Origin of the sequence: Pedobacter sp. BG31 (genome assembly GCF_042464845.1) — a bacterium.
GTDB classification, from domain to species: Bacteria; Bacteroidota; Bacteroidia; order Sphingobacteriales; family Sphingobacteriaceae; genus Pedobacter; species Pedobacter suwonensis.
In genome coordinates, this window is the sequence record NZ_JBHNZK010000015.1 from 102748 (window position 1) to 114728 (window position 11981).

Annotated in this window: 9 protein-coding genes and 3 tRNA genes; 7 read left to right on the top strand and 5 right to left on the bottom strand. The window is 39.6% G+C overall.

The annotated features are described in order from the left end of the window. Window positions 1-35 precede the first annotated feature (35 nt). Window positions 36-111, bottom strand: a tRNA-Gly gene (locus ACFE6N_RS17350). 558 nt (window positions 112-669) lie between these two features. Here ACFE6N_RS17350 and ACFE6N_RS17355 point away from each other — a divergent pair. After that, on the top strand, window positions 670-1398 hold the full coding sequence (locus ACFE6N_RS17355) for a hypothetical protein (protein ID WP_378938488.1): 729 nt from the start codon (window positions 670-672) through the stop codon (window positions 1396-1398). A 29-nt stretch (window positions 1399-1427) separates the two neighbouring features. Then, the gene (locus ACFE6N_RS17360; RefSeq protein ID WP_378938490.1) at window positions 1428-1871 is read left to right on the top strand and encodes a hypothetical protein; all 444 of its coding nucleotides are present in this window, start codon (window positions 1428-1430) and stop codon (window positions 1869-1871) included. 94 nt (window positions 1872-1965) lie between these two features. Here ACFE6N_RS17360 and ACFE6N_RS17365 read toward each other — a convergent pair. The 3 genes from ACFE6N_RS17365 to ACFE6N_RS17375 form a co-directional block, all read right to left on the bottom strand. Next, window positions 1966-2049 (bottom strand) — tRNA-Leu (locus ACFE6N_RS17365). 69 nt (window positions 2050-2118) lie between these two features. After that, window positions 2119-2194 (bottom strand) — tRNA-Gly (locus tag ACFE6N_RS17370). A gap of 94 nt (window positions 2195-2288) precedes the next feature. After that, window positions 2289-2777: a regulatory protein RecX gene (locus tag ACFE6N_RS17375; protein WP_293741370.1), complete on the bottom strand. Its 489-nt coding sequence runs from the start codon at window positions 2775-2777 to the stop codon at window positions 2289-2291. Between the two features lie 61 nt (window positions 2778-2838). On the opposite strand from ACFE6N_RS17375, the gene ACFE6N_RS17380 reads away from it, so the two are divergent. From ACFE6N_RS17380 to ACFE6N_RS17390, 3 genes are all read left to right on the top strand, one after another. Next, window positions 2839-5298, top strand: a complete 2460-nt coding sequence (locus ACFE6N_RS17380; RefSeq protein ID WP_378938492.1) for a bifunctional UDP-N-acetylmuramoyl-tripeptide:D-alanyl-D-alanine ligase/alanine racemase — start codon at window positions 2839-2841, stop codon at window positions 5296-5298. A 223-nt stretch (window positions 5299-5521) separates the two neighbouring features. Continuing rightward, complete coding sequence (locus tag ACFE6N_RS17385) at window positions 5522-6112, top strand: DUF502 domain-containing protein (RefSeq protein WP_090980081.1); 591 nt, start codon at window positions 5522-5524, stop codon at window positions 6110-6112. Window positions 6113-6279: 167 nt separating this feature from the next. Beyond that, window positions 6280-6477: a hypothetical protein gene (locus tag ACFE6N_RS17390; protein ID WP_090980079.1), complete on the top strand. Its 198-nt coding sequence runs from the start codon at window positions 6280-6282 to the stop codon at window positions 6475-6477. A gap of 261 nt (window positions 6478-6738) precedes the next feature. On the opposite strand, the gene ACFE6N_RS17395 is transcribed toward ACFE6N_RS17390, so the two are convergent. After that, entirely contained in the window at window positions 6739-9150 is a 2412-nt protein-coding gene (locus ACFE6N_RS17395) for a TonB-dependent siderophore receptor (protein WP_378938495.1), read from the bottom strand. A gap of 252 nt (window positions 9151-9402) precedes the next feature. On the opposite strand from ACFE6N_RS17395, the gene ACFE6N_RS17400 reads away from it, so the two are divergent. Both ACFE6N_RS17400 and ACFE6N_RS17405 read left to right on the top strand, forming a co-directional pair. Then, the gene (locus tag ACFE6N_RS17400; RefSeq protein WP_378938497.1) at window positions 9403-10548 is read left to right on the top strand and encodes an ATP-binding protein; all 1146 of its coding nucleotides are present in this window, start codon (window positions 9403-9405) and stop codon (window positions 10546-10548) included. Between the two features lie 53 nt (window positions 10549-10601). Further along, a complete protein-coding gene (locus tag ACFE6N_RS17405) occupies window positions 10602-11975 on the top strand; it encodes an NAD-dependent succinate-semialdehyde dehydrogenase (protein ID WP_378938500.1) in 1374 nt (457 codons plus the stop codon). Window positions 11976-11981: the final 6 nt, after the last annotated feature.

An 11981-nucleotide genomic window follows, 5' to 3' on the forward strand; every position in this document is an offset into this window, starting at 1 on the left:
ACTTAAAAATAAATGCCTTCTGGTAGGAAGGCATTTGGAGCGAAAGACGAGATTCGAACTCGCGACCCCGACCTTGGCAAGGTCGTGCTCTACCAACTGAGCTACTTTCGCAAAATTAACACATATGTTGTGTTCCTTTGGGGTTGCAAATATAGAAATATAAATATCACTGTCAAAAAATAATTTATTTTTTTTTGCTTTAATCAGTGTTTCCTGTGGTTTTTTATGGCGTATATCACAGAAATCAGTTGATTCAATTTTGATTTTAATTCTGTAAATTTTAAGATTATCAGCTAGTTAAAAGCGGTTTGGTCAGCTCAGACGAAAAAAAATCCCTCAGGTAAAAAAAATAAAAAAATATTGGTTGTTCCTGTTATTGTTGATGTAATTCAATATTAACTTTTCAGCAAGGATGAAAATCAAAGAAATTTACTTTTGTGGTGATAGCTGGAATAACATTGCCCCGGGAATTTAAATATTGATGGCTTGCAGATACAGGTTATCGACGATAAAGAAGCGGTTCATCATCCGGATAAACGACGATTGAATAGTAAAAACTTTTATTAACTTACTCTGGTTTATGGATTGCGCTGAATGATAGCTTTGTATTTCCGGTTTCGGCTGGATATGTCAGGCTTATTTATTAAAGCACATCAGATTAGTTGCCGAATGAAAAGACGAATAGATGCATTCCTCATGATAGCAGTATGCGGGCTTTTGGCCTGTAATGCTAAAACAGCACAGAAGCAAGATTTGGTAAAGGTGAGCCCGGCGCTGCAAAAGCCGGTTGCCGGACAAAAACGAAATAACCGTGGTGAACACATTGACCGGATGACTTTTGTAGAATATCTGGATGATGGTGATTATTTTCAGATTTTGGCAAAGAAAGGCGATAGTACCATTGTGCTGATCAATGAAGCGGATACCACCAGAAACCTGAATCGTGGAGATAAGATACAGGTTACCTGGAAAGACGGTACGGTTACCGTTCTGGGAGATCAAGAGGCCGAAATGCCCGCCAGGTTGCTGGTCTCTGTAAAGAAAACGCCCGACGGACCGGTAACTGCCTTCAGAAATAACTATGGTAAAAAAATAAAATATACCTGGTCTGCCGAAGAGGAATTTACTTCATCATACCTTAACAAGGTTTATCGCTTAACAGAATATTACCTCACCCAAACCAAAAACCCTTTACTGCGGGCGGCCATAAAAAAACGGGAGGAACTGACTTATTCTATCGAATCGGCAGAAAGGAACGGTGAGCGCTACAGGGTAATTGGTATTGCACCTACAGGACCAAACGGCAGCAATATTGTTCAGTGGCTTTATGTTGAAGAAGAGAAGGGCAGGGTTTACGAATACGATCTTCCCAGGGATAAACTGGTTGCATTTGATTAACTGACTGATTAAACTCATTTACAGAAGTAATGACCAAACTTATTTTAAAATATTGGATCATCGATTTACTGGCAGGCTTTGTTTTATATGTAGCCTACATCATCATCATTATGAATTCATCAGCTTCGGGTAACGGCCTGGAGGCTACTATTCTTTATTTTGCAGATATCGTTTTAAACATTGGTTTTTCGTTATTGTACCTGGCTGCAGCGGTCATTTGTTCTTTCACGGTTCTTTTAAATTTCATTCGGGAAATCAGGAATAGTTCCTTTTTTTCATGCCTTAGCTTTTCAGGTGCGCCGGTTTTGCTCATCGGGCTGTTTATTGCCAGTTTATCAATGGATGGTTATCATTATAGCAAAAATGTGATGACCAAACTATGGATCTTTGCACTGCTTTATCCGTGCATCACCACAATTTTATATGTGCGGTTTAGAAAGCAATACAGAAACTCAATAGCATTACCGGTGTAAGCCCGTCAGCTGAGCGTTAGGATTCAACTACAAAAGTGATTAAAAACAAAAAACCTTTCATTTCTGAAAGGTTTTTATTCGATTTTTTTTGATGTACTCGGGGCGGGAATCGAACCCGCACGCCTTTGAAAGCACAGGATTTTAAGTCCTGCGTGTCTACCAGTTCCACCACCCGAGCATTAGCCGCTACCGATCTCCATCGGCTTGGTTAACTTTAAAATAAATGCCTTCTGGTAGGAAGGCATTTTGGAGCGAAAGACGAGATTCGAACTCGCGACCCCGACCTTGGCAAGGTCGTGCTCTACCAACTGAGCTACTTTCGCATTTACAAAACTGATGTTGTTGTTTCGTTTTGGTGATGCAAATATAGGCAGATTTATATATCTGTCAAGGGATTTTTTATTAAAAATTTAATATTTAATTTAAATTGCTGGCTTTCAGTACAAGTAAAATTAAATCAGTTTCAAATCCTTTTGCCTGAAGGTAGCTCATCAGCTTATTTTTCCGCTTATACGGATCACTTTCACCCAAACTTTGTGCTTTTTTTACTGCTAATTTTTCTATCGCCTGTAAATAATCATCTTCATCGATACTGTAAATTGCTTTTTGTAAGATTTTATCAGGAACACCTTTCAATTTCAAACCCTGCTTTATTTTAATCCGGCCCCAATGTTTGATGTTAAATTTACCCGATGCATAATGTTTGGCAAACCTTTCTTCATTTAAAAAATTGTTGATGATCAGCTCGGTAATAATTTCTTCCAGTTCATCGCCGCGCATGCCCCATTCAACCAGTTTATAGCGAACCTCTTTTTGCGAGCGCTCCTGGTAAACACAAAAACTTTCGGCTTTGGCCAAAGCTTGCTTTTTATCTAATATTACTGCTTCTTCTTTACTGCTTTTCATAATTAATTACTGAAATTCGTAAAAATAAAAGCGATTACCTTATTTTTCTGAATATAATAGCATGCAAAATCCCATATATACGGTTTCCAAAATAGCTGAAATTTTAAATGCCAATACCAAATTGTTTGATGGAGAGCTTATTATCCATTACCTGGTTATTGACAGTCGCTCGGTTTTGCTGCCGGAAAGTTCGATGTTTTTTGCGCTTTCTTCACACCGTAACGGACACGAATTTATTAAAGATGCCTCTGCAAAGGGAATCAGGAATTTTGTAGTTACCGAAGCAAAATATATTCATGAATATCCGGATGGTAATTTTTTACTGGTAAATGATGCCTTGGCGGCGCTACAAAAATTAAGCGCATATCACCGGAATCAATTTGATTTAAAAACAATCGGTATTACGGGCAGTAACGGGAAAACCATCGTTAAAGAATGGTTATATCAGCTTTTAGCGGCTGACTTTAATATTGTTAAAAGCCCTAAAAGTTATAATTCGCAGATCGGAGTACCGCTTTCTGTATGGCAGATTGAGGCTGAGCATACCCTCGGTATTTTTGAGGCCGGTATTTCTGCGGTGAATGAGATGGAACATTTAGCTGAAATAATCCGTCCTGAAATTGGAATTTTAACCAACATCGGTGAGGCGCATGCTGAAGGATTCAGTTCTAAAAAAGAAAAACTTACCGAAAAACTGAAACTCTTTTCAACATCCGAACTATTGATTTACGCACCGGAATATGTTAGTGAAATAGGTATAAAAAACCTACCAGGTAAAAAACAGTTTAGCTGGAGCAGTAAACAGGCGGCAGATCTGCAGATCACTACTATTGAACCTATTGAGGGAAGATGTTATTTAAGGGCCATTTATCAAAACAGGGAGATTGAATGTATTCTTCCCTTTAAAGATAAAGCTTCGATAGAAAATGGCATGATCTGCTGGGCAACATTATTGGCTTTGGGTTATAGCCCGGAGCAGGCCGATCTGCGGTTGGAGAAACTGAGCCCCGTAAGCATGCGTCTGGAATTAAAAAACGGCATCAACCAATGTTCCGTTATTGACGATTCGTATAGTGCTGATATTTCTTCTTTAGCCATCGCACTCGATTTTTTAAACCAGCAAAACCAGCATCCTAAGAAAACCGTTATTCTTTCCGAATTATTCGAAACCGGCCGAGATGATCTTGATTTGTATACCGAAATATCCGGGTTGCTATCGCAAAAAAAAATAGACCGTTTAATCGGCATCGGTGCGAACATAGCCCGTTATGCCAATCTGTTTACGTTCGAAACGCAGTTTTTCGAGGATACCAGTGCTTTTGTTGAGGCTTTTCCGGGTTTACATTTTAACCACGAAACGATACTGGTAAAAGGGGCCAGGCGCTTTGATTTTGGGCGCATCAGTAAATTACTTACCCAAAAAATACACGATACCGTTTTAGAGATCGATCTGAATGCCATGGTGGGAAACCTGCAGTTTTACCGGTCTAAAATAAAGCCTGGCGTTAAAATAATGGCAATGGTTAAGGCCTTTTCTTATGGCAGCGGAAGTTTTGAAATTGCCAATTTATTGCAGTTCCACAAAGTAGATTATTTGGCGGTAGCTTATGCCGATGAGGGCATTGCTTTGCGTAAAGCCGGAATTACTTTGCCTATTATGGTGATGAGCCCGGAAGAATCTGCCTTTGAAGCCATTATCAAACACCGGCTGGAGCCTGAAATTTATAGCGTAGAGATCCTGAATAGTTTTTTGAATGCCTTATCTGATTACGATTTTGATTATCCCATCCACCTTAAAATAGATAGTGGCATGCACCGCCTGGGTTTCGATCAGGCTGAAATAGATGCCGTAGCCATCCTGCTAAAAGATTCTGCCAGGCTAAAAGTACAGAGTATTTTCTCTCACCTGGTGGCTAGCGATGCTGCAGAACATGATGGATTTACCCAGCACCAGATTGATGTATTTAAAACCGTAGCGACTCAATTGGTTGATATTTTAGGTTATAAGCCATTATTACATATCTCGAATACTTCTGGCATCTCACGCTGGCCTGATGCGCAAATGGATATGGTACGTTTGGGCATAGGTTTGTATGGTTTTGATTCTGCAGTAGCCAATAACCGCGGTTTGCAAACGGTAATGGTGCTTAAAACAACTGTTACACAGGTGAAGCAGTTGGCGCCGGGCGAAACTGTAGGTTATGGAAGGAGAGGGTTTATGCCAAACGGCGGAAAAATAGCAACCGTAAAAATTGGTTATGCAGATGGCTACACCAGGTATTTTGGCAATGGCGTTGGCAAAATGCTTATCAACGGCCATTTAGTGCCTACAATTGGCTCAATTTGTATGGATATGACCATGCTGGATGTGACAGACATCGAGGTGAAACCGGGAGATGAAGCTATCGTTTTTAATAAGGAGCATACCATTATGCAGCTGGCTAAAGATATCGGTACCATTCCTTACGAAATCCTGACCAATATTTCGCAGCGGGTTAAACGTGTATATTTCTATGAATAACGCATTGGTTTATTTGTTCGTCAGTCATTAGTACGGCAAATCGACAATTGGTTCAGTTGCTCCCTTGGTCATGAGTATGGCAGATTGCCTAATGGAGATTTACACATTAATCTCTGTTAAATATGCTAATTAATAGTCTAATAATAGATCGCACATTTATACCCTGCACCAATGAACTAATGACTAGTGAACAAATGAACTAAAAAAACACTAATTTTACACCATGAATAGAGTTGGGAAAGCCATATTAAACTATCTGATTAAAGGTTTATTAATTGTGGTACCCATTGCGGTGAGTATTTTTATTGTAGTTTGGGCGGTTACCACAGTTGATAGCTGGTTAAATGTAAAAAATGTGCTTGGTGTAAATCCACTTACCGGCGAAAGCAGGAATATTCCGGGCCTGGGTTTGCTTACCGTTTTGACAATTATTTTGCTGGCCGGCATTTTTGTAACCAATTTGGTTACCGAGCCCATGTACAACTGGTTTCAGCGGATGATGAAACGCCTGCCGCTGTTTAATTTCATCTACTCTTCCATAAAAGATTTAACCGAAGCCTTTGTGGGCGACGAGAAGAAATTTAACCACCCGGTATTGGTTGAGGTAGAAGGCGGTTTAAAAAAAATTGGTTTTTTAACACAAAACGATTTGCATAAACTGGATTTACCCAATGAAGTGGCGGTTTATTTTCCGCTCTCTTATTCCTTTGCTGGTCAGCTGTGTATTGTGCAGCGTGATAAGGTTACTGATTTAAAAATGACAGCAGCTGATGCCATGAAACTGGTGGTTAGTGGCGGAGTAAGCGGACTCTAGATCGCTCTTTTCAACGCGATTACGATCGTCAAAGCCGGTGTCCTTAAGCGCAGAATCAGAAAGTGTAAAATCGATATGAATCTGATAAAGTTTCGATTTGCGTTTACTTTACCGGATAAAAAACCAAAGTGGTTGTGAATGCGTAAGTATGCAAATACGCAATCATTATGGAACATAAGGGAAAATTCATTAAAAGAGCATCACTTGATATCAACCAGCTGGACAGCATTAGAATTGGGGATTTTTTATCAGATGAATACGGCAAATCCGGCAAAGTGTGCGAAATTGAAAAGGTGGAGCGCTATGGTGAATACCACTATTATTTCAAACTATCTAAAACGGGCACGATATTAATTATTCTTTAATTTCTATTGGCATTACATGATCAGTTTTTGCTGGATACTTCCTGTCTGCTGTGCGAGAGCGCAAAGAAAACCATTGATCATTTGTGCCTAGGTCGATTATTATAGAAAATAAGTTGAACGCTTTCAACGTCAACCTATTGATATTCCTGTTGGATTATTAAAAACATTTAATATCACTTCAAGCTCACCTGCGCTGAGCTTGAAGTGATGGATCTGGATTAAGCTGTCTTGTAAAGAACAATGCTATTTACCCATTTGTCGTTAAAATCTATAAGACAAGGTAGTGGCAAATTGGCGCGGAGCAATGGGATTTACACTATAGTTTTCGTGCACAAAATAATTCAGTGCATTGGTAAGGTTAGAAACTTTTGCAAGCAGCGAGAACTTTTTCCAGCTGTATCCCGCAGAAAGATCGAATGTGGTAAAGGCGCTTAACGGGATTAGCCTTAGTGTTGTCGCATTTTTAGCATCGTTCCAGCCGCCGTTGCGTTTGCCGGTATAAAATGCAGAGGCACCTAATTTTAAACCTTTTATTGCTCCATCCTGGAAAGTATAGAATAAGGTTGCGTTCGCCGTGTTTTTTGTTGTACCCACCAGGCGAACATTTTCAATCATACCGGTAACATCAGGCGTGTTGGTAAAGCGCATAAAGTTGTAGCTAAATCCTGCTGTGAAATTTAAACCGGTTAAAATGGCGCCCGTTAAATCGATTTCAAGGCCGTCACTTACGGTAGTTCCGTTTAATTGTTTGAGGTTGGTATTGGAGTTAAGGTTACCATTTTGATCATACATAGCGGTTTGCGCAGTATTGTTGTTCCTGATTTTATAATAAGTTAGATTGGCCGATAACCTACCTCCAAATAGATCATTTTTTATACCAGCCTCATATTGATCTACCAGTGATGGCGGAAGTGCCTCAAAATAAATATCGGTACCGGTGTTGGTTATAAAGTTGCCCGCATAGCTGATGTACAGCGATGTAGTTTTAAGAGGCTGGTATATTAATCCTAATTTGGGAGAAAAAGCATCATCAAACTTTGTTGCGCCCGGTGTAGTTATTCCGGTTTCTAAATTCAAGGCCCTTGAACTAGCATTTTTCTGGTCTGTATAACGTAGGCCTGCTAAAACCTTAAATTGCTCAGTTACTTCGATCAAGTCCTGAACAAAAGCACCATATCTGTATATCGGTGCAAGTGTGCTGGTTATGGCAAAAGCTTCAGGCATCACCCCTGAACCATAATACGTGGCCGGATCAAATACATTTACATTGCCATAATTTAAGGTTGTGATATTGGCACCCTTCGCATCTTTACCATAAGCGAAGGCACTACTGGTTACTCTGGATTGATCGGCATCTACACCAAATAAAACGGTATGTTTAATCTTTCCTGTATGGAAACTTCCGTTAACATTAATTTGCTGGTTATAAGTAAATTCTTTACTGAGTGCTCTCGAAAGATTTCTCGCTGCAATACCCGATGTATTGGCTTGGATGCGGTCAGATCCATAATAATTACGATTGTAAGATTGGAAAGAACCAATGGCATTTAACTTCCAGTTGCTGTTAAATTTATGTGTGATATTGGCCTGTGCAGTAGCCGTATTCGTTTTATTGTAAGCCCATGGTGTGTTGATGAATGCACTCCGTCCAAAATCTACAATCTGGTTATTCACCGATCCCACACCAAAATCGGGAGTGAAATCACTTTTCAAATAATCACCCTGAATCAAAACTTCCGTCTGTTCACTTATCTGATATAACACTGATGGATTAACATAAAAACGTTTTGATTTTACGTTATCCCGAAAACTTCCTGCATTTTCATAAGTGCTGATTGCCCTAAAGGCTAGTTTCCTGGATATCGGACCGTAAAAATCAATCATTGGCTTGTATTGATCATAACTACCTGTCCGCATACTGACTTCACCACCAGTTTCAAATTTAGGCTTTTTAGTCACCATATTTACAACGGCTCCACCGGTTACACCACCATAAAGTAAAGCAGCACTACCTTTTAACACTTCTACTGATTCCAGTGTACTCGCTTCCGGGCTGCCGCCAATAGTTGTTCTTGCGCCATTTTTAAAAATGTTATTGCTGCCCAGGCTATAACCCCTGGCATAGAAGTTTTCGCCAACGGCCCCGCGATTGGCACCTAAAGCAACGCCATTTACATTTTTTATTACATCACCAAGGGTATTTGCCTGCTGATCTGTAATAACCTGATTACCTATAATTTGCACAGCCTGTGGAAGATCAATAGGCGCAATGGCAATTTTACCTAAATTAACCGGCTTTCTATTGGGAGTTTTATAACCATTAACCGCTACTTCATCTAATTGTGAAGATGATTCTGCTATGGTGAACTCCGCATTTACGGTTTGACCGGTAGTTACAACAACTGACTTTTCCTGAGCAGAAATGCCTACTGAAGATATCTTGATGATGTAAGTGCCAGATGGAACATTCTTGATCGTGAAATTACCTTTTCCGTCAGTTTGGGTGGTTTTACCCGTGTTTTTCAAACCAACATTGATGTAACCTGCCGGGATGCCATCGCTGGTTTTGATAAGACCTGCAATTGATCCTGTTTTATCTTGTGCCATAATATTTCCTGTCAAAACCAGAAAAAGTACCATGAAATTTAAAAGAAACGTAAAATTTTTATTCATTTTATTTAGATTGATTCTTATTTAGCGCAAAGAAAACAATTTTACGGTTCAAAATCAAATTATTTTTATTTATTCTAAATAAGCTTAATTTACATGTTGAATTTCTTTATATGAATTAAAAGCAATGAAAGATTATTAAAATCAACAATTTGGAAGAATAGCCAAACATTTGTGAAGTTAGGCTTGTATCATAACTAGTTCAATTGGTTTATTCAACATATTGTCGTAGCCCGGTTTTAATTTAAAGTATAAATGGAAAGATATTCAAAAGTTTTAAGCAATGATCAGCTTTTAGAGGTTCTTTCTTTATCAAAAGATGCAACAGCCATCTACACTTCAGCAGATATTGTAATTGAAATGGCTAATGATGCGATGATTGATTTTTGGGGCAAAGACCGTTCTATTATTGGTAAACCACTGGAAGATGCCGTGCCCGAATTAAAGGGGCAACCTTTCATCCATATGCTCAAAAATGTAATGTTAACGGGAGTTACAGATACAGGTAATGCAATACCGGCTGAAACAATGAGGGATGGCAAGCTGCAAACTGCTTATTATAGCTACGAATACCGGGCAATAAAGGATGAGTCTGGAATTCCCTATTGTATTCTTCATACGGCAAGTGATGTTACCGACATGGTAAAAGCCGAAAATGCCATTAAAGAAACTGAACTACAGCGTGAAGCCCTCGATCAGGAACAGATTTTAATCAGCATAAAGGAAGAACAACAAAAAAATGATTTTATCAGCATGGTAAGTCATGAACTGAAAACACCTTTAACTTCCATCAGTGCTTACGTGCAACTGATGCAGAGTAAAAACCTTGCAGATGTTTTTGTGACAAACACATTGGCGAAGGTTCAGAAGCAGATTCGCAAAATGAGTACCCTGATCAGTTCTTTTTTAAATGTATCGCGTTTGGAATCGGGAGAAATCCAATTGAATTTATCGCATTTTGACCTGGATAAGGTAGCCCTGGATGTGGTAGAAGACTTAAGATTAATTTATCCCGGTAATCAAATCGATTTTGAAGCAGGAGCGCCTAAATTAATTTACGCCGATAAAGATAAAATTGGTTCTGTTATTTCAAATCTGATCAGCAATGCCGTAAAATATTCAGATCTAAATAGTACGGTTTTAGTTAAATCCGTGATCAGCGATAATGATGTTCATGTATCCGTAACTGACTTTGGTATTGGTATACAGGCCCATGATCTGGAAAAACTTTTTGACCGATTTTATCGTGTTTCAAGCCAGCAGACCAAAACCATTTCGGGATTTGGAATAGGATTGTACCTCAGCGCTGAGATCATTAATTCGCATAAAGCTAAAATCTGGGCAGAAAGTGAATATGGCAAAGGTTCTACCTTTCATTTCTGTATACCACTTGCTTCTTAATCCACTAATCTAAAATAAACAACACAATTAAAATGCTCATTTGTTATCATTAAATGAGCATTTCGTCTATAAACCCCATAAATGGGGCAATCATAAAAAAATACGGGGAAGATACAGATCATTCGATCGGTCAGAAGATAGATCAGGCGCATCAGGCATGGTTAAACTATAAGGAAACTGATTTCGAAACCCGTTCCGGATTACTGTTGCAGGTTTCAAAACTTTTAACCGGGCGCAAGGATGAGTTGGCCGAACTGATGGCCTTAGAAATGGGCAAACCATTAAAGGCCGGTGTGTCCGAAATACTTAAATGTGCCGCCGTTTGCGAATATTATGCTAAAAATGGAGCCGGATTTTTAGCCGATCAGCTCATCGAAACAGATGCGTCTAAAAGTTATGTGAGCTTTCAACCTATTGGTGTGGTACTGGCCATTATGCCCTGGAATTTCCCATTCTGGCAGGTATTTCGCTTTCTTGCTCCGGCCTTAATGGCCGGCAATGCCGGTGTATTAAAACACTCATCGGGTGTTACCGGCTGCGCGTTCGAAATAGAAAGGATAATTGAAGATGCAGGATTTCCGGAACACGTTTTTACAACGCTGATCTGCAGCAGTAAGGCCATTCCGAAAGTAATCGAAAATCCATATATCAAGGCGGTAACATTAACGGGCAGTACCGAAGCAGGCAAAAAAGTAGCGGAACAGGCAGGCAAACTGATTAAAAAAACAGTTTTGGAACTTGGAGGTAGCGATCCGTATATTATTTTGGAAGATGCGGATTTGGAGGAGGCAGCAAAAATATGTGCCGAAGCTAGGTTGATCAACAACGGACAAAGCTGTATTGCCGCTAAACGCTTCATTGTACAAGCATCAGTAGCAGAAAAATTTACGCAACTTTTTAAAGGCGAAATGGAAAGCAAAAGAACGGGCGATCCACTATTGGCTGAAACGGATCTTGGGCCAATGGCCAGGGCCGAACTTCGCGATGAGCTGCATCAACAAGTACTAAAAAGCATAGAACAAGGGGCAAAATGTATCCTGGGAGGCGAGATTCCGTCTATTGCAGGTCACCATGCCTATTATCAACCCACTATTTTAACCCAGGTAAAAAAAGGCGTACTGTCATATGATGAGGAGCTGTTTGGTCCGGTAGCTGCCATCATTACAGCAAAAGATGCCGATGACGCCATCCATATTGCTAATGATACCAATTTTGGACTAGGGGCGGCTGTTTTTACTAAAAACAACGCACTGGCAGAAGATATTGTGCGTAATAAACTGGCGGCAGGTTCCTGTTTTGTAAACCAGGGCGTAAAATCAGATGTTGCTTTGCCTTTCGGTGGTATCAATCAGTCTGGCTACGGCCGAGAGTTAAGCATGTTTGGTATCCATGAGTTTGTGAATATTAAAACAGTATATATCAAATAATAATAA

Bases quoted from the DNA above. Each gene is read 5' to 3' on its own strand.
- ACFE6N_RS17375 (WP_293741370.1), bottom strand. From the start codon at position 2,777: ATGAAAAGCAGTAAAGAAGAAGCAGTAATATTAGATAAAAAGCAAGCT.
- ACFE6N_RS17395 (WP_378938495.1), bottom strand. From the start codon at position 9,150: ATGAATAAAAATTTTACGTTTCTTTTAAATTTCATGGTACTTTTTCTG.
- ACFE6N_RS17390 (WP_090980079.1), top strand. From the start codon at position 6,280: ATGGAACATAAGGGAAAATTCATTAAAAGAGCATCACTTGATATCAAC.
- ACFE6N_RS17405 (WP_378938500.1), top strand. From the start codon at position 10,602: ATGAGCATTTCGTCTATAAACCCCATAAATGGGGCAATCATAAAAAAA.
- ACFE6N_RS17400 (WP_378938497.1), top strand. From the start codon at position 9,403: ATGGAAAGATATTCAAAAGTTTTAAGCAATGATCAGCTTTTAGAGGTT.
- ACFE6N_RS17380 (WP_378938492.1), top strand. From the start codon at position 2,839: ATGCAAAATCCCATATATACGGTTTCCAAAATAGCTGAAATTTTAAAT.
- ACFE6N_RS17385 (WP_090980081.1), top strand. From the start codon at position 5,522: ATGAATAGAGTTGGGAAAGCCATATTAAACTATCTGATTAAAGGTTTA.
- ACFE6N_RS17355 (WP_378938488.1), top strand. From the start codon at position 670: ATGAAAAGACGAATAGATGCATTCCTCATGATAGCAGTATGCGGGCTT.
- ACFE6N_RS17360 (WP_378938490.1), top strand. From the start codon at position 1,428: ATGACCAAACTTATTTTAAAATATTGGATCATCGATTTACTGGCAGGC.